16 protein-coding genes are annotated in these 17142 nt (G+C 42.6%); 6 read left to right on the top strand and 10 right to left on the bottom strand.

The genetic code is table 11. The features are described from left to right. Positions 1-16: 16 nt before the first annotated feature. Together IP510_RS01755 and IP510_RS01750 are read right to left on the bottom strand one after the other, a co-directional pair. Complete coding sequence (locus IP510_RS01755; RefSeq protein WP_194363070.1) at positions 17-1957, bottom strand: glycine betaine ABC transporter substrate-binding protein; 1941 nt, start codon at positions 1955-1957, stop codon at positions 17-19. Between the two features lie 414 nt (positions 1958-2371). Beyond that, on the bottom strand, positions 2372-3850 hold the full coding sequence (locus tag IP510_RS01750) for a coniferyl aldehyde dehydrogenase (protein ID WP_194363069.1): 1479 nt from the start codon (positions 3848-3850) through the stop codon (positions 2372-2374). 409 nt (positions 3851-4259) lie between these two features. Here IP510_RS01750 and lipB point away from each other — a divergent pair, with 409 nt between their 5' ends. The 3 genes from lipB to IP510_RS01735 all read left to right on the top strand — a co-directional run bounded on the left by lipB (position 4260) and on the right by IP510_RS01735 (position 6462). After that, positions 4260-5093, top strand: coding sequence for a lipoyl(octanoyl) transferase LipB (lipB, locus tag IP510_RS01745; RefSeq protein ID WP_194363068.1), 834 nt, complete (start codon positions 4260-4262; stop codon positions 5091-5093). A 193-nt stretch (positions 5094-5286) separates the two neighbouring features. After that, the gene (locus IP510_RS01740; protein ID WP_110923013.1) at positions 5287-5817 is read left to right on the top strand and encodes an inorganic diphosphatase; all 531 of its coding nucleotides are present in this window, start codon (positions 5287-5289) and stop codon (positions 5815-5817) included. Positions 5818-5997: 180 nt separating this feature from the next. Next, the gene (locus IP510_RS01735) at positions 5998-6462 is read left to right on the top strand and encodes a hypothetical protein (RefSeq protein ID WP_194363067.1); all 465 of its coding nucleotides are present in this window, start codon (positions 5998-6000) and stop codon (positions 6460-6462) included. Positions 6463-6681: 219 nt separating this feature from the next. On the opposite strand, the gene IP510_RS01730 is transcribed toward IP510_RS01735, so the two are convergent. From IP510_RS01730 to IP510_RS01720, 3 genes are all read right to left on the bottom strand, one after another. Further along, on the bottom strand, positions 6682-7212 hold the full coding sequence (locus IP510_RS01730) for an ankyrin repeat domain-containing protein (RefSeq protein WP_194363066.1): 531 nt from the start codon (positions 7210-7212) through the stop codon (positions 6682-6684). Between the two features lie 241 nt (positions 7213-7453). After that, positions 7454-8140, bottom strand: coding sequence for a hypothetical protein (locus IP510_RS01725; RefSeq protein WP_194363065.1), 687 nt, complete (start codon positions 8138-8140; stop codon positions 7454-7456). 196 nt (positions 8141-8336) lie between these two features. Further along, complete coding sequence (locus tag IP510_RS01720) at positions 8337-8930, bottom strand: hypothetical protein (RefSeq protein WP_194363064.1); 594 nt, start codon at positions 8928-8930, stop codon at positions 8337-8339. 318 nt (positions 8931-9248) lie between these two features. On the opposite strand from IP510_RS01720, the gene IP510_RS01715 reads away from it, so the two are divergent. Further along, a complete protein-coding gene (locus IP510_RS01715) occupies positions 9249-9467 on the top strand; it encodes a DUF4926 domain-containing protein (RefSeq protein ID WP_194363063.1) in 219 nt (72 codons plus the stop codon). A 246-nt stretch (positions 9468-9713) separates the two neighbouring features. Here IP510_RS01715 and IP510_RS01710 read toward each other — a convergent pair whose 3' ends face one another. Next, positions 9714-10079: a glutaredoxin family protein gene (locus IP510_RS01710; RefSeq protein WP_194363062.1), complete on the bottom strand. Its 366-nt coding sequence runs from the start codon at positions 10077-10079 to the stop codon at positions 9714-9716. A 482-nt stretch (positions 10080-10561) separates the two neighbouring features. After that, the gene (locus IP510_RS01705; RefSeq protein ID WP_194363061.1) at positions 10562-11449 is read right to left on the bottom strand and encodes an SDR family NAD(P)-dependent oxidoreductase; all 888 of its coding nucleotides are present in this window, start codon (positions 11447-11449) and stop codon (positions 10562-10564) included. A gap of 197 nt (positions 11450-11646) precedes the next feature. Between IP510_RS01705 and IP510_RS01700 the strand changes: the two genes are divergently transcribed. After that, a complete protein-coding gene (locus IP510_RS01700; protein WP_227669414.1) occupies positions 11647-12036 on the top strand; it encodes a DUF1622 domain-containing protein in 390 nt (129 codons plus the stop codon). A gap of 67 nt (positions 12037-12103) precedes the next feature. Here IP510_RS01700 and dusB read toward each other — a convergent pair whose 3' ends face one another. The 3 genes from dusB to IP510_RS01685 form a co-directional block, all read right to left on the bottom strand. Continuing rightward, on the bottom strand, positions 12104-13135 hold the full coding sequence (gene dusB, locus IP510_RS01695; protein WP_194363060.1) for a tRNA dihydrouridine synthase DusB: 1032 nt from the start codon (positions 13133-13135) through the stop codon (positions 12104-12106). 114 nt (positions 13136-13249) lie between these two features. After that, positions 13250-15295: a BCCT family transporter gene (locus tag IP510_RS01690; RefSeq protein WP_194363059.1), complete on the bottom strand. Its 2046-nt coding sequence runs from the start codon at positions 15293-15295 to the stop codon at positions 13250-13252. A 303-nt stretch (positions 15296-15598) separates the two neighbouring features. Beyond that, on the bottom strand, positions 15599-16042 hold the full coding sequence (locus tag IP510_RS01685; protein WP_194363058.1) for an HIT family protein: 444 nt from the start codon (positions 16040-16042) through the stop codon (positions 15599-15601). Positions 16043-16278: 236 nt separating this feature from the next. On the opposite strand from IP510_RS01685, the gene IP510_RS01680 reads away from it, so the two are divergent. Next, positions 16279-17040 (top strand): hypothetical protein, encoded by a 762-nt coding sequence (locus IP510_RS01680; RefSeq protein WP_227669413.1) that lies wholly within the window; start codon positions 16279-16281, stop codon positions 17038-17040. The last annotated feature ends 102 nt before the right edge of the window (positions 17041-17142 follow it).

The following is a 17142-nucleotide window of genomic DNA, read 5'->3' as shown; positions in this document are numbered from 1 at the left end:
CACCGCTAAACAAACCTTACCCAATCGGACGTTTGCCTGCTTGAATGGTTTTTTGGCGGGCACGCTTGCCTTGACCAAACGCTTGGGTGATACGGTCGATAATAATGGCAACGATAACGATGGCTGTACCCGCTTGTAGACCTTGACCGATATTGAGCGTTTGGATGGATTGCAACACATCTTCACCCAGACCAGGGGCACCAATCATCGAGGCCAGTACGACCATAGAGAGCGACATCATTACCGCTTGATTAACACCCGCCATGATACTGGGCAATGCCTGTGGTAACTTAATCCAGATAAGCAGCTGCATATGAGTGCTACCAAATGAGCGACCCGCCTCTACCATCTCATGATTGACTTGCGTGATACCCAACATCGTGAGGCGAATCAGTGGCGGCAAGGCATAAATAATTGTGGCAAATAGCGCAGGCACTTTGCCAATGCCAAACAGCATGAGCACGGGTATCAGATATACAAAGCTTGGCATGGTCTGCATGACATCCAGTACAGGCGTCACCACTTTGCGCAGCAGCTGGCTGCTTGACATCGCAATACCGATAGGAATACCCATCACGATGGTGACCAGCACCGAGACGATGAGCAATGCCAACGTATCAATCAATGCACCCCATAAGCCAAATGCTCCAATCAAAAACAATCCTGCACCGCATGCCAGCGCAAACCAAATCTTGCGGACACCAAACCAACCAAGCACAGTCACAAATGCAATAATCAGCCAAGGCGGGATAGCGGTTAACAACCGCTCAATAGGTAGCAATAGATATGTGAGTGCCATGGTACTGATAGTACGGAATACACCCCCATAGTTTTGGACGACGCTTGCTAAAGCGTTATTGAGAGGAGTCTCAAGTGACCATAAAGGAAAGCTTGATGCGAGGCCGAGTTGATTATCATTGGCAGAGTTATTATTAAAAGCCGTATTGTCGATAGCATCGCCTGTTAAGCTGATACCTAACTTCGCCGCAAGATTGGTAGCAGCCTCATCGGTCAACCATCCTTGCCAAACATTCGGGTTCTCACGCAAAAACACCAATGCTTGCTCGTCACCGCTACGTTTGCTTTCGCTCATCTCTAAGATAGCGCCATTGAGCTCATCAGAAGTAAACTGTATTTTTTTGAAGACATTCGCCAGCTCAGGATTAGACTCAATAAATGGCGTAGAGACTGCAATACCTAAAGGCGATACAGGGAATCCAGAGACACAATCCATAGTACCCTCTGCTAGTAACAAATCCTGCCAACAGGCGTCGTTATGAGCTGGAAAACCCAATGGCGCAAAATCATACTTTGCCATCAGACCTGTAGGCTGCCAGTAGTAAAATAATAGTGGCTTATGCTGCTCAAAAGCCGATGAAATCTCGGCATCAAGCGCAGCCCCTGTGCCCGGGTGAACGTTATTAAAAACGCGCTCTAAACCTGTGGTTTTGAGCAATCGTGTATTGAATATCTCGCACGTCCAACCAGTTGGACAGTTCATAAAACGTGATTTATTTGGATCTTCAGGGTCTTTAAACAGCTCAGCATATTTTGGCAAATCTTGATAGCGGCGCAGACCTGGGTTTTCCTCTAGCACATAACGCGGGACATACCACCCTTGGGTCGCCCCGCCTTTTAGCGTATCTCCAATGACGGCCACTTTGTTTTGTTCAATCGCTTGCTCCATGATAGGAGAACGCCCAATCCACTGCTCACCAATCACCTGAATGTCATTTTGTGACAGCGCAGTATCCAATGCAGGCCCTGCTCCAGGTACTTCCTCAATCGTACAGCCATAGCCATCTTCTACGATATATTTGAGCACACCTGAGATAAATTGGCCACTCTCCCATGTCAGTGCCCCAAATTTGATGGGCGAGTCACAAGCCGCTGATGCCGATACAGGCAGCAGCAACGCACTCATGCACAGTAAACTTAAAGCAATCCATTGGCGCATGCGCTGTCCTATTTTTTGTTTTATATCGCATAAAAGGCTGGTTCACAAAGTAAGTTTCAATATAGATCCTACGATGTCATATCCATCGATGACATCCCTAGCTTATTCAAAGATTACTTACTGTTGTGTAGACTTACTACAAAGTGTAGCGATTTATCAGAGTCATGACAAATGCTTATTTGTCAGTTATGAGAGTAGATAACAGCTCTGTCGTAAGAATAAAAACCTGACCCTAATGATGCTTTATTTTGACATAGCATCCGATACGCGATGTCGTAGACAAAAAAATAGCACTTATATGCATAAGTGCTATCGATCACGCTATTGCTGACACTAACTCAATGACTAGTCCTAGAACTGTTGCAAGTCATATGCGTATAAACTGCTCACTCTAAATCCGATATCGTTCAATGGCTATTTTAAAAACAGCGCCATGGCTTTTTTAAACAGTCCACCATAAGGGGGTAATAAGAGGTTCAGTCCGTTTAGTTTAGACTGAACAAACACTGGCTTCATATGGCTTAAACGCTCAAATCCATCCTTACCATGGTAAACACCCGTACCTGATTCACCGACACCGCCAAACGGTAAATCATGCTGAGCCACATGTATCAAAACCTCATTGATACATAGACCACCAGAGACAGTGTTATTACGCACTTTTTCGATACCACCATAGTTATCACCGAAAATGTATAAGGCTAATGGTCGTGGACGTGCATTCACAAACGCAATCGCCTCATCAAGTGTCTCATAATGCATAAGCGGCAAAATCGGGGCAAAAATCTCGTTTTGCATCACATCGCTATCAGGAGCAGGCTCACATACAATCACTGGCGGCATCAGACGTGTCTCTATATCTGATTCAACCGCTGTGAGGGCATGTACTTCCTCAGCTGATAATGCATCTAGGTAGCCTTTGACCCGTTTGAACTGCTCACCATTGATGATGCGTGAGTAGTCAGGGTTGCTTTCAATATTAGGATAGTGCTTTGTCATCCACTCTGTTGCTAAGTGAATAAACTGCTCGTGATATTGGCGCGGAATTAATACATAGTCAGGGGCAATACAGGTTTGACCAGCATTTAATGTCTTGCCCATCATCACACGATTGACCACAGACTCTAGATTGGCGTCGTCTAATACGATCACTGGTGACTTACCACCCAATTCTAGCGTCACGGGTGTTAGGTTCGGTGCAGCAGCGGCCATGACTTTCTTACCTACTGCAGTAGAGCCTGTATATAATAGGTGGTCAAACGGCAACTCACTAAAGGCGGCCGCAATATCAACCTCACCCAATACCACACAGATCATATCTGGCGAAAAATAACGCGCTATCGCATCAGCGAATGTCTGAGCAAATTGCGGCGCGGCTTCACTCATTTTTACCATGATGCGATTGCCTGCGGTGAGCGCATCAATCATGGGTCCAATCGCCAAAAACAGTGGATAGTTCCAAGGAACCATGATACCAACCACCCCTAGTGGCTGTGGCTGAATTTCATTATGGGCTGGCATATATAGGGCAGAAATAGGCGCACGATGCGGCTTCATCCATTTTTTACCGTGTTTTTTGGCGTGACTGATGCCTGTAAAACTAGGAAACAGCTCAGCAAACTGAGTCTCTGACTGGCTACGATAGCCAAAATCTGCGCTGATCGCTGTGGCAAAACTCTCTTGGTTATCGCTGAGCATGATCTCTAGGTTATCGAGCTGGTTTTCACGAGTTTGCCAATCGTTTATCGGCTGCGTACGGCTCAGTGCTTGCAAGCGCGAGAACTGCGCTTTCATCTCATCAATCGTCGTGGCGGTACTTAGGGCTTCGGGCAAACGTGCAAGGCTTGTACCGGTTAACGCCTGATCATGGATATGTTGATTGCTGTCTGTCATTTGTTCTTCCTTGTCGTATTTATTGGCATCAATTGGGTATATTAGGGTGCGCGGTTTGTTGGCATATCCTGACCCTAGAATAGGAGCTTATTTTAAAAAGTCGCGTCCTACTCAGATTCCATTCATCATACTTTAATGTAGCGCATCACCCACTCAATGAACAGCATCTTTGGTCGACTGCTGCGTCTGTGCTTGTGGAGGCCTAACCTGTTATATCAGGTCATTATATATTAGGGCGTGTTATAGGATATGTACTATCCACTATATGGCTTTGGTCAACGAATCGAACGATGCTTTAGGCCATAACTTGAGCAATAGTTTTGAGTGATAGGTGTCAAAACTGCTACACTGCCTATCAGTAGTATTTATCTTTATCTCTATACTCAATAACAATAAGACAGACACCCTTATGCAAAATGCCACACAGCCGCTTAACGATATGCTGATCAGTAAATCCCTATCAGCAGCTGACTATAACCCGACTCACGATGCAATGCTTGAGCGTACGCTTGAGCGTATTGTTTTAAAAAAAGAGCAAGGTGTCCGCACACCTGATGAATTGTGGATTGTTGATCACAATGACGTTTACACACTTGGGCAAGCGGGCAAAGAAGAGCACATATTACAGCGCACTAATACCCCTATTATCAAGACTGATCGCGGTGGTCAAGTCACATGGCACGGACACGGGCAACTGGTGCTTTACTGGTTGTTTGATTTGAATAGTCTCAAATGGAGCGTACGCAATCTAGTCTCTCATGCCGAACAAGCCATCGAGGATGTCATTAACGAGTGCTTATATAGCATGCCTCTATCTGACAGTGCTCGTTTCAGTGCCCATGCTCGTCGTGATGCGCCAGGGGTTTACTTGTATTCAGATATCCCTGAATCAGATAGCAGTACCGACACGCAAACCAACGACATACCTGTTGATGATAAAATCATGCTAGGCAAGATGGCCTCTCTAGGCTTTAAGATTAAGCATGGCTTTAGTTATCATGGTATTGCAATCAATCTAAATTGTGATTTGGCCGCTTTTAACGCCATCAATCCTTGCGGTTATGCAGGGATGCAAATGCTGCGTCTGTCTGACTTTGTATCGATGCAAAAAGCGCCAAGTGCACAAAACACTCAACAGATAAGCAACGCTTTGAGCTATGAGCAAGTGACTCAGAAGCTGGTTGATAATATTGCCAAACGTCACGCTGGACTGATTGAGTTACGAGCAATCGCGCCCCAATAAATGCTCTGAGTCCATTTTTGCATAATCTCTTGCGCGCTTAGACTAAGCATTATGAGAAAATTTGCATCAAACTTGCTATAATCGCATGCAGTACAAATCGGGTGCTGCAATCCTTTTGCTAGTCTCCCAGCTCAACACTTTGACTATCATTGACTATTCAAACACTTAAAACAAAAGAAAATTGGAGTATTTTATGGCAGATTTTAATAAAATTCTAGACGCAGGCGACGTAGATGGCGGCATCATCAACGTAGTCGTAGAAATTCCAGCTGGTAGCAGCCACAAAATCGAATGGAATCGCGAGCTAGCCGTATTTGAGCTTGATCGTATTGATCCACAGATTTTTGCTAAGCCTTGCAACTATGGCTTTATCCCGCAAACCCTTGACGAAGATGGCGATGAGTTAGATGTATTGTTGCTAACTGAGCAGCCTTTACCGACTGGTATCTTCTTAAAAGCCAAAGTAATCGGCGTTATGAAGTTTGTCGATGATGGCGAAGTAGATGACAAAATCGTTGTCGTACCTGCTGACGACCGTGACACTGGTAATGCTTACAACAGCCTAGCCGATCTACCAAAACAGCTAATCAACCAGTTAGAATACCACTTCAGCCATTACAAAGATCTGAAAAAGCCAGGTAGCACAGTGGTTGAGTCTTGGGATGATGTTGCAGAAGCCAAAGAAGTAATCAAAAAATCTATCCAACGTTGGAAAGATCTATAATTTATCAAAGATTGGCAGAAATACTGATAAGATAGATATTAAAATACCGCAGTCATGATTATGATTGCGGTATTTTTTTGCTTGAATTTTTCTGATATAAAATGGTTATAATGAATAACCATACTATCTAGCACTAGGCTAATTATCTACTCACACCTTTATGCTGTCATAAGGACAATCATGTTTAACTCTGACCCCAGCTCAAAAATAGTCAATGCAAAGCTGCCAAAAGCGGTCATGATGATGATCGAAAAAAACAACTTGGTCATGGCGATCAAAACATTGGCTGAAGATGAAAACATCAGCATGGATGATGCCAAAGATAGGATCGATGCTTATGAGACGGCGCTAAAAGTAAAACAACAGCAGAAGCTTACGACTATCGCCAATAAACAGGGGATTCCTAACGAAGCCATCAGTTTCGATAGAGCGCCTACGGCAGAGCCGCCACAGCCACTGGTTAAGAACCGTGTCAAAACCACCGAGCAGAGCCAAGGATTTAAGCGCTTACAAGCCGGGGTTGACAGTCAGCTCAACGACTTGGGTTATAAAAAGCCGCTGCTCCCTTTTTGGCTCAAACGATTGCTCGTCATCGCTGTCGTAATGATAGGGTTATTTTTCATACTACGTAGTGTGTTTGGCTAAATGACTGAGGTGAAATCGATATATCTACTGCAAAATCTCACTCACATTATTATTAGCTGTCGAGTGTGACCATTTAGATACTAGAAATCCTAACAGAGTCTGTTATGAGTGGTTCCATTATAGTGGTCTGTTTTAAGTGGTCTATTAATAGTTTAAGAGGTCTGCTTGACTGGTTCCCTTGGGGTATACCTATTTTCAATCATTTCTCTTACAATTTTTTTACTCACCTGAATAATTTTCAAGCATTTGTATTAATTCTTGAAAATCAGGATGATCACCTCGAAAGCCTTTAATTGCTTCAAGTAAGTAATCTTTTCCATTATAGTAGTTAACATCCCCACCATTTTTTAACATCAGTTCTAGTACATCTAACCTATCAGGCATCAGCAAAGTCATTCTCAGAGGTATAAGGTTATCTCTATTAGGAATGTTTGGATTTGCTCCTGCTTCTAATAAGGCAATCGCCGCTTCTGCATTTTCCCCTCGCATAGCATAATGAAGTGGTGTCATGCCATAAATGTCTTGAGCATCAATAGGCACTCCTTTTTCAATAAAGAATTCAATAGTTCTTTTCGGTGGTTCATCTGGATTAAATCCCATTGAGAGCTGATGTAACCAGTTCCATTTATCAGTTGGAGCTGTTTCAAAGTAGTCCATATTATTACTTTCAAATAATTCAACAGCTTCTTTTAATTGACCTTGTTTAAAAAGCCTAAAAATTCTCATTCTTAGTTTTCTATGTTCGTCCATAATTACTCCTATTGACTTCTGTTTTTATCAAGAAACATTGGCATTTCTTCTATTAGATCATCAGGTATATTCTTACCTTGCATCTCATCAGCATGACTAATATTAAGCTATGCTATCAATTCCTTAGTCATTGAAGTTATTTCTAGCACTAGAAGTTAGATGCCTGTATAGCGCACCGAACACAATTTTTTGAATATTCACTCTAGGAGTTATATCTGACTATGATGATGTCCATAAAACTCTATTTTTGAGTGCAGTTCACTGGAGGAGGTATCACTCTAGAATCTAAAAACTTGACTACTTTATCGGGCAATAGAAACTTATAATACTCATTAAAAAAGTGTGGCATGTTCGTATAATGGGAATACCTTTCAAATACAGTATCCCATCCATTTTGACCTATTTTACTTTTAATGTAGTCCTTTCTATCTAAAATAGGGGTTTTATAGCCAATGATTTGTAAGGGTAAGTCATAGTCTATCAGCGCAAACACTTTCTTTTCATTATCAAATATAAGAAACGGTGTATTTAAGTGTGGTGATGAAAAATTCCAAATTATTTCCTCGTTTGTGTGAAAGCACTCACCAAAACAACCAAAACTGGCATCGGTTGATGCTATAAAGATAGCACACTTCAAGTTATCATTGATTAATTGAGCTATTATAGTTTCAGGTACTAAACCTTCCTCTATTTCTTCTCCTAGCTCATAGGGAATACAAAAGTAATGGTAGCTATGAGTTAGCCTAGGCTTCATAGCATCGATCCCCACTATCCCTTTAGACCCTGTAATTAATAGATCATTAAATGGGTGAGTATTTGCTTCATCTACGGTTAATAACCGTCCACCAACTTCGCTTAGATATTTTCTTTCTTGCACCCAAAACTTGCTGAAATACTCTTGGTCGCTATCTTTTAAATAAAATGTCATTGCAGCTGTCCTGGTTGTCACAATTATCAAGGGTAATTTGATGTGCCCACGAAAAGCTCACTGCATGTACACCATGAAGTACACCGTGACTATTTCATCGAGTTAAAACGTTGATATCATTAGCCGACAGCCTATTGTTCAAGTCCTCACTAGGGTACCAAAATACCTAGTAATCATATCTGCTTTATCTATATATCTACTTTTCTATCATCGTTGGTGGTTGTGTTTTGATGATTTTTAATTGGTTAGTCACTGCTTCTACTGCTATTGGACAAATGCGTTGCCATTCTTCTTGCCAATTAATTTGATTGTCACCCTTGTACTCTATGCGAGTTAATGTAGCAAATAAGATACCGTTCCAGATAAATGCGCCTGCTTCATCTGGTTCTGTTTTTGACTTCTCACAGACTTCATCATAATTAGACGTTATCGCTATTCCACTTTGATAAGCTAAATTATTGACTGAATACATATCGAAATACACACCACTGCGAGCATCAGGCGGTGCCAAATAGTATTCTCTAGCTTCGATGTCGTATTCGATATAGCTGTGCTTCCATTTATATTCAACAGCAAATGCATTGGCCCCAACTTTTAGATGATTCGCTGGTCCTTTGATGACTTGATTTCCAAGTTTGACATAATGATACTGTTTTCCATTCAGCCAATTATTTTCTCGTTGTTCGTTAGGGAGCCACTTATCTTCAATCATCGCGCGGCAACGTTCCCATTTAGCATTAAATTCAACTTCCTCGCTTCGCTCTGTTAAAGGTAGATGATCAGTTGGCATAGGGCGTGTCGTATTGAGCATCTCTTGACATGCCGCAATGCGCCGCGCCTGACGCTCCTCTGGTGTACCAGTGTCAGCACAGCCAGTAAGCTTATATAAGAGTAGAGATAAAAATAGAGAAAAAAGTACCCAGAGAGTAAGTTTGATTTTAGTTTTGATAGTCCTATTCCTTTACCGATACTAATTAGCACTTATTAAGCACAGGCTTGATAAGTCTTTATCATCTTTTACTTCATATCATTGGTAGACTATGCGCAAATAACACTAAAACCTCAATTATTCTCATAACGGACTTTATGACAAATAAGGACTAGCCATATGTTGAATATAAACGATGTTATTAGAGTATCAAAAGATATTCAAGAGAATATCAGAGCGGGTGATGTGGGAACTGTAGTACATATTTTTGATGTGACTCCTCCCGTATATGAAATTGAATTCACTGACAATGAAGGTCGTACACTCGCGACTGTACCCTTGAAAAAAGAAGATATGAGCCTTTATTGGGTTGCCAGTACTGAAACATATGTCGAATAGTTAGTGGTGAATTGCCCAATCGTTGAGTACATTCAGATATAAGCTGATTCAACCTCAGAGGCTATTATTAAACATACTAAGGTGTGTCCTAATTTTGAAAATAGGATAAAAATGAGATAAATGTCCGCCAAACAAGCAAAGTATTACAGATAATATCGAGATATTAACAAGCTACTTGACACAGTTTGGCGATGACTTAGACATTTTTAGCCCATTTAACAGTTGTTGTTCGAACTGCAGCACGCCCTAGCCGAAACGCTGTTGCAAGTAAGCATTGATATCATTAGATTCATACATCCATTGGACGTCGTCGTTTTTTTGAATACGTAGACAAGGCACTTTTATCCGCCCACCGTTCGCAGCAAGCTCATTACGAAACTGCTCATTGTTTTTTGCATCTCGAAGCTCAACAGGCACATTCAACTTATGAATTTGACGACGTACTTTGACGCAAAAAGGACAAGATTGAAATTGATATAAAGATAGATCTTCACCAGCCTTATTAACAAGAGCTTGTTCTTCTTCAGTACGTTTCATGGCATTACCTTGTGTCATGACACTGATACCCGCAATAATTCTTCCTAGACCTTCTCGTAGCAACTTAATTAACATTCTTACCTCTTCAAATTATCTTTTGTGGATTCTTTAACACTCAGAGAATGAGTGCTTAGTGTATATTTGTATGGTGTTCAAATTTTCGATATGCAAAGCTTAATCTCATTGAGCATGAGAGTCGAGACGATTAGGCCATGGTAAACTCATTCTACTACAGTTGATTCAGTTTAAAAGAGATACAAAGCAACCGAGTGCAGATGTATACGTGATACTTCAAGCAAGGTTAACGCTGTCACTCTTTTATAGAGGATTGACTATATACTCTCAGTCGCCTTGGTTAGCATCGTAAATGAGGCATCTATTTTAAGGTACTAAAAATACAATCCTAAAGCATCTAAAAATCTGATAGTTCTGGTCATCAGATAGCTAAAAAGCATCGCTATTCTACCCATTCATATAAGTATTAATACCTTGAGAGATATTAAAAAAGGATGCCGTAGCATCCTTTTTTATGACTCAAAGCACATGAAACCGGAAATTTAGTGATGCTCACCCGGAAGGATTCTGGCAAAGGCACGCTGAGCAAGGTTTGGCTTCTTATCGGTAGTCAGTCCAGCGCGGGTGCTTGGGAAAATACGATAGCCAATTGATTGGATACCGACGTTAAATGCTGGCACCAGTGAATACGTGGCCGATGCAAATTTACCCATATTACTGGCGATACTATTTGGCTTATCGACGATGGCTCTTGCGACCATCAACGCCGCTTCATCAGGCATTAACGCAGGCATGTAGCGGTATAGCTTGGTTGGGGCAATCATAGGCGTACGAACCAATGGCATAAAGATATTGGTAATCGTCACATTGTCCCCTTTTACTTCGGCAGCTAAGCAGCGACTAAAAGCATCCAATGCTGATTTTGAGGCGACATAAGCGGCAAAGCGTGGACTGTTCGCCAATACACCAATCGAGGATATGTTGACAATTTGACCCGTCTGACGCTCAATCATCGTCGGCAAAAACCCAAGAACGATTTTAACAGCGCCAAAGTAATTGATATCCATCGTACGCTCAAAATCATGAAAACGATCGACCGATTCATGAACTGAACGACGAATCGAGCGACCAGCGTTATTGACTAAGACATCAACATGGCCAAAGTCCGCCAAAATTTGCTCACTGACTTTCTCAATATCATCCATATTGGTCAAGTCACAAGGGTAATAACTGGCTTTGCCACCAAGTATCTCAATACTTTCTGTTACTGTTTTTAGCTTATCCTCAGTACGTGCCAATAAGATAACCTGTGCACCGCACTCACTTAATAAAAAAGCCGTACGTTCTCCAATACCACTTGAAGCCCCTGTAATAATAATATTCTTACCTTTTACTGCTTTAGTTATTGCTTTTTTCGAGGGATTTGCCATAAAAGTTCCTTTTTTTTGTCCTATACCAATGAATATTCATTTATAGCATAGCAAAAAAATATCACACAAAGTGAACAAAACACCAGTAACTGACAGTTAATTTGAGGGTTTTAGGGGTTTGCAGCCGTATCTAATCATATAATAATGGTGATGCTACTTATGATGCTTTTTCTGGCTAATACCGAGGAGAATATACTTTGATAGAAACGTTGACCCATTATGTCGATTTAATTGCCAAGATAATCGAAGTCATTGGCGTGCTGATTATGTTTTTTGGACTGTTTTTTGCTTTTTATAGGGCATTTCGGCTATCGGGTGGCCTCAATCATAATACGTACGTAGAAATCAGGCAGACCATTGGCAAGTCTATTCTATTAGGACTAGAGGTGCTAATCGCTGCTGATATTGTGGCTACTGTCGTGACAGAGCCGTCGCTACGCAGCGTATTAGTATTAGGTATTATCGTGCTTATTCGAACCTTTTTGAGCTTGTCACTACAGGTTGAGTTAGAAGGCCGGTTCCCTTGGCAAAACAAAAAAACTGCCTCGGAAGCAAATCCAGACACAGCAATGGTAGAAAAAACCTAGCAGTGCTCGAATAGTTTTTATGCAGCATTCATACGCATAAATGCATCGAATGAGCCTTCAGCTTATATTACTCATGCGCCTGCAAAAAAGTCTCGACGACTCGGAACTGTCCTGCGGTGCTCTCTTCTCCATACATCGCTTGCCTAAAGGCATTGGAGTTGGGAATACCTGTCGTATACCAAGCAATATGCTTGCGGGCGATGCGGCAGCCTGAGTACTCACCATAAAAGCCATATAACTCTTGCAAATGCGCCAGCACGATCTCTTTGATCTCGCTTACACTAGGCGCCTCTAGAGTCTCACCAGTACGCAAAAAGTTCTCAATATCGCGAAATATCCAAGGCTGACCTTGGGCTGCTCGTCCAATCATCACTGCATCGCATCCCGTCAACTCATAAACGCGCTGCGCTTTTTGCGCGCTATCGATATCACCATTGGCAATGACAGGAATACTGATGCTTTCTTTGACTTCGCGTATGAGCTCGTAACGCGCCTCGCCAGTATACATATCCTCACGCGTACGCCCGTGAATGGCAATCGCGGCAATGCCTGCTTGCTCCGCCCGCTTGGCCACTCGCAAGATATTTTCACGGCCATTTTCATAACCTAAACGTGTTTTTAGGGTGACTGGGGCACTGACCGCATTGACAGTTGCATCAAGCAAACGTGCGACCAAATCTTCGTCTTGTAGCAATGCAGAGCCTGCCAGCTTACGGCAGACTTTTTTGGCAGGGCAGCCCATATTGATGTCAATAATCTGCGCGCCATTATCAATTTGATAACGAGCCGCTTGAGCCAGTTTATCCGGTTCAGCCCCTGCTATCTGCGCAGAGATAGGCGCAATTTCATTATCAAAGTTGGCACGATACAGGGATTTTTTGCGCGTATACAGCGCTGTATCAGCGATAATCATCTCGCTGACCGCATGACCTGCGCCAAATGATTTGCATAGTCGGCGAAAAGGATTGTCTGTCACGCCAGCCATTGGTGCGACCATCAGACGGTTTTCAATCGTCAGACCACCGATATTCAATGGCTGCAATAATGGATGATCAGACACTGGCGAATGCGCAGGTAAAACAGAAGAATCAATAGACATAAAAAAACGGCTTGATTTGTAAGAAAAACAAGCCGTTATTCTAAGGAATCCTGAGTTTATTGCAAGTTATTAACGTGAACAGCTTGCATGATGACTCTTAACGCATTCACTCTATTATTTATCGAGCACACTGCCCTGCTCTAACGTGATGTCTTCATCATGCTCTTGCATACGCCACGGTAAACTATCAGGCGACACATTGAGGAAATGTAAGTACTTTTCAAATTGATCGATGATGTCATTAATGACGGCCTCTGTCTCATAGCCATACAAGTCATACGTTTGACCACCACGGCGTAGATACACCTCAGCACGGTGATGGTGCTCTTGTGGCAAGGTATCTGCGCTGTCTTCTGTATAGTAATCGGGCGCATCATGCTCAGATAAGCGCACCTCATACCAAAACTCGACATCATCGCCACGTTGCAACTCAAGCACTGCACGGTTATTGACCGCGTCGTAGTTGACCTCAGTCGTCCAGCCTGTCTCTGCAAATTTAGACGACACTTCCATCATCGACGGCATAATCACGTCTTTGATATAACTAAGCACCTTGCCACGCGTCGGTTTAACGGTCATATAATCGATACGCTCACGCCATGCAGACGGTTTGAGTAGATGTGGCGGAAGTTTGTTGTTTTGACCGAGGCTCTGATTACGATGCCCTTCGATACGCAGCGCACGCCACATACCAAACATTGAAATAAGAATGATAACTGCAAACGGTAGCGCACTAACGATGGCTGCCGTTTGGAGCGCCGTCAAGCCGCCTGCAATCAATAGTACAGCGGCAACAGCACCTTCGGTCACTACCCAAAAGCTGCGCTGCCACCACGGCGTATCACTGCGACCACCAGCCGCTAGCGAATCAATCACTAATGAGCCAGAATCCGACGATGTCACAAAAAAGGTAATAATCAATAAAATGGTCAATGACGACACAAATTCAGTAAATGGTAGGTTCTCTAACAGTTTAAACAAGGCAATCGCTTGGTTGTCCTGTACATCACCGATTAGCGAGGTATAACCATCAACCATAATCATATGTAACGCGGTATCACCAAACACGGCAAACCAAAAGAACGTAAAGAAAGTCGGTACGAGCATCACACCCAGTACAAACTCACGGATGGTACGGCCACGGCTAATCTTAGCAATAAATAGACCTACAAAAGGTGCCCATGCAATCGTCCATGCAAAAATAAACAATGTCCAGCTACCGATCCAATCACTGTTCTCATACGCTTGTAAACTAAAGGTACGCTCGACAATATTACCCAAATAACTGCCCGTATTTTCCATGAAGGCGTTCAGAATAAAGATGGTCGGGCCCACAATAAACACAAACAACATCAGCGCTGTCGCCAATACCATATTTAAGATAGACAAGCGTTTTACGCCTTTATCCATCCCTGCCAACACTGATACCAGTGCCGCTGCTGTCACCAATGCAATTGCAATCACCTGTACAGTCGTATTCACTGGGATAATATCTGGTAGCAGATAATTGAGTCCCGCATTGATTTGCGATACCGACAAACCTAGACTGGTGGCAATACCGAACATCGTACCTAATATGGCAAACACATCGACCGTATGCCCAATAGGGCCATAAATCCTGTCACCGATAATCGGATATAGCGTCGAACGTATGGATAATGGCAGACCATGACGAAACGCAAAATAGGCTAGTGACAAACCCACCACACCGTAAATCGCCCAAATATGAAAACCCCAGTGGAAATACGCAATTTGCATCGCCTCTTTTGCTGCCGCAATGGTTTGGGGCTGGGAGAGTGGCGGACTGGCAAAATGCATGACTGGTTCTGCTACCCCAAAGAACAGTAGCGCAATCCCGTAACCTGCCGAAAAGAGCATGGCAAACCATTCAAGGAACTTATACTCCGCCTCCGCATGATCAGGGCCCAGCTTAATACTCCCATAGGACGAAAATGCCAGTACAATGATGAACATCAAAAACAATGCTACTGCTAGCATATAAAACCAACCGAACGTCTCGGTCGTGAAGGCAAGCACATCACTGAATAGCGCACCAGCTGCTTCAGGATTGATCGCAGTACCGATGACCAACAACAGCATAATGACCGCTGCAGGTACAAAGACTGGCAATAAAATAGTAGAACGAGGTAACTTGCTCATGAAAAATGGTTTCCTCAGAAGTGAGCTCTGCCTTTTTTAGAATGATTTATTAGTAAAGACAAAGCTGGAATGTAAGATGGTTAGTAAATAAGCATCATATCTATCACACTCCTTTCAAAAACCCTAGGCAAGCGTTCAACTTGTAACATGACTTTAACGATTGTTACATGACTATTACCAAGAAAACGGAAAAGGCAGCTTGTTAGCTGCCCTCTTATCTTATATGTGCTATTAAGTTAACAATTTATGATCAAAATCTATAAATTGCTATAGATGTCAAAACCATAAAGCATTGTACTGGCATCATGCAGCATCAATCACTACTGCCAACTGCTTAGCCAAATTGGCCAACTGCTCTTGGTCAGCCATCACAGCGGCATGACGTCCTAGCTCATGGATACTGCTAGGAATCAAATGTATATGATAGTGAAACACAGTCTGCCCTGCCTGCGCGCCATTCAATTGCATTTGAATAATTCCTTCGCGCGCAAACACTTGGCGCTGGGCTTGCATAATTTTCTTAGATGTCATCAAAACAGCAGCAGCATATTCAGGCTCAAGATCTGCCAAGTCAGCCGTCTTTTGTTTAGGTATGACCAATACATGGCCTTCTGCTTGCGGCATGATATCCATAAAGGCAAGCGTATGCTCGTCTTCATAGACTTTGTGATAAGGAATGTCACCATCTAGCATTTTGGCAAAAATATTATTATCGTCATAAGCAATCTGTTGATTAATGTCAGTCATTATTTTTCCTTTGATTTTTGATTATTAGGTATTAAGTAGCTTTTTTAATGGTTTAGACAGCTTGTAATATAGTGGATGAAATGTAACGTTAGTACAAGTCACTATCACCATTATCGTTGAGAAAATCAAGCTGCATACTCACTATCGCAGCTCACCAATTTATTAGCGGGCCACACCCTTAAAATGTTATATTAACCCTCTATTTTAATAACATGATGTTTATGGACTCGCCTACCTTGACGACTCAATCAGATGACAGTTACGCCCATTCCACAGTCAATGACACGCCATCAATCTCTGTATCTGATGACACAGCGCCCGTGAGCGATGCGGAGCAAACCAATGCGAATGATAATGTGCAAACCCTTGCACCCAATACCATTATTTTGGCAGATGCCTTAACTGATAAAACAATCGCTTGGCGGATTCATAACTGTAAAATCAGTAAAAAAACCATTACGCAAGACTTGCCGCTACTGTTTTTATATCACTACGACAGTCTAGATGAGGCCATTAAACAAACGCATCCACTGACACCTGCGCTATTAGCACAGTTCAATACCCCCATGACAGCACAAGCCGCTGCCAAGCTCATAGGAATTGATGCTGCACTACTCGCTAGCCCTTGGCATGTAAAAATTATTGGCTCATTGGTCGTCTTTAGTGAGGCTCTGCAGCTAGCAGTACGTCTACATTGGACCAACACAGGCAAAGAGACACAGCAGATTTATACCAAAGATGAGGCAGATGCACTGACAAACGCCTTAAAAGAGTGGCAGTTTTTTGGTCGTGTAGATATCCTCTATAAAAATAACAAACTGCCTTTGGTCAGTATTGATGAGCAGCGCACCAGTGCTAAGTCAATCCTACCGCTTGACGCGAGTAGTGACTATCAGCTGTTACCTGCAGCACATGCGTTAATCGTTATCGCCAAACTAGAAGCCGATAAAACCACTCTGCCTTGGTTTGAAAATGCCATATTAGAGCGTTTAGAGTAGCACTTTGCCGCTCTATTCTTTATCATGGTTGGCAGCCGATTTTGGGCCACTCATAGCCAATGGTATGGTAGCCATTTAGTATTATTCACTAGTCCTCACGCA

Origin of the sequence: Psychrobacter sp. NG254 (assembly GCF_015277735.1) — a bacterium.
In the GTDB taxonomy this organism is placed as follows: domain Bacteria; phylum Pseudomonadota; class Gammaproteobacteria; order Pseudomonadales; family Moraxellaceae; genus Psychrobacter.
Note: the sequence above shows the minus strand (reverse complement) of the source record. Positions and strands in the feature narration are given on the sequence as shown.

What these genes read in the sequence shown, in the direction of transcription:
- dusB (WP_194363060.1), bottom strand. Translation starts at nt 13,135, where the DNA reads ATGTCTATTGATTCTTCTGTTTTACCTGCGCATTCGCCAGTGTCTGAT.
- IP510_RS01685 (WP_194363058.1), bottom strand. Translation starts at nt 16,042, where the DNA reads ATGACTGACATTAATCAACAGATTGCTTATGACGATAATAATATTTTT.
- IP510_RS01690 (WP_194363059.1), bottom strand. Translation starts at nt 15,295, where the DNA reads ATGAGCAAGTTACCTCGTTCTACTATTTTATTGCCAGTCTTTGTACCT.
- IP510_RS01710 (WP_194363062.1), bottom strand. Translation starts at nt 10,079, where the DNA reads ATGTTAATTAAGTTGCTACGAGAAGGTCTAGGAAGAATTATTGCGGGT.
- IP510_RS01720 (WP_194363064.1), bottom strand. Translation starts at nt 8,930, where the DNA reads ATGCCAACTGATCATCTACCTTTAACAGAGCGAAGCGAGGAAGTTGAA.
- IP510_RS01755 (WP_194363070.1), bottom strand. Translation starts at nt 1,957, where the DNA reads ATGCGCCAATGGATTGCTTTAAGTTTACTGTGCATGAGTGCGTTGCTG.
- IP510_RS01735 (WP_194363067.1), top strand. Translation starts at nt 5,998, where the DNA reads ATGTTTAACTCTGACCCCAGCTCAAAAATAGTCAATGCAAAGCTGCCA.
- IP510_RS01740 (WP_110923013.1), top strand. Translation starts at nt 5,287, where the DNA reads ATGGCAGATTTTAATAAAATTCTAGACGCAGGCGACGTAGATGGCGGC.
- IP510_RS01750 (WP_194363069.1), bottom strand. Translation starts at nt 3,850, where the DNA reads ATGACAGACAGCAATCAACATATCCATGATCAGGCGTTAACCGGTACA.
- IP510_RS01715 (WP_194363063.1), top strand. Translation starts at nt 9,249, where the DNA reads ATGTTGAATATAAACGATGTTATTAGAGTATCAAAAGATATTCAAGAG.
- IP510_RS01725 (WP_194363065.1), bottom strand. Translation starts at nt 8,140, where the DNA reads ATGACATTTTATTTAAAAGATAGCGACCAAGAGTATTTCAGCAAGTTT.
- lipB (WP_194363068.1), top strand. Translation starts at nt 4,260, where the DNA reads ATGCAAAATGCCACACAGCCGCTTAACGATATGCTGATCAGTAAATCC.
- IP510_RS01705 (WP_194363061.1), bottom strand. Translation starts at nt 11,449, where the DNA reads ATGGCAAATCCCTCGAAAAAAGCAATAACTAAAGCAGTAAAAGGTAAG.
- IP510_RS01730 (WP_194363066.1), bottom strand. Translation starts at nt 7,212, where the DNA reads ATGGACGAACATAGAAAACTAAGAATGAGAATTTTTAGGCTTTTTAAA.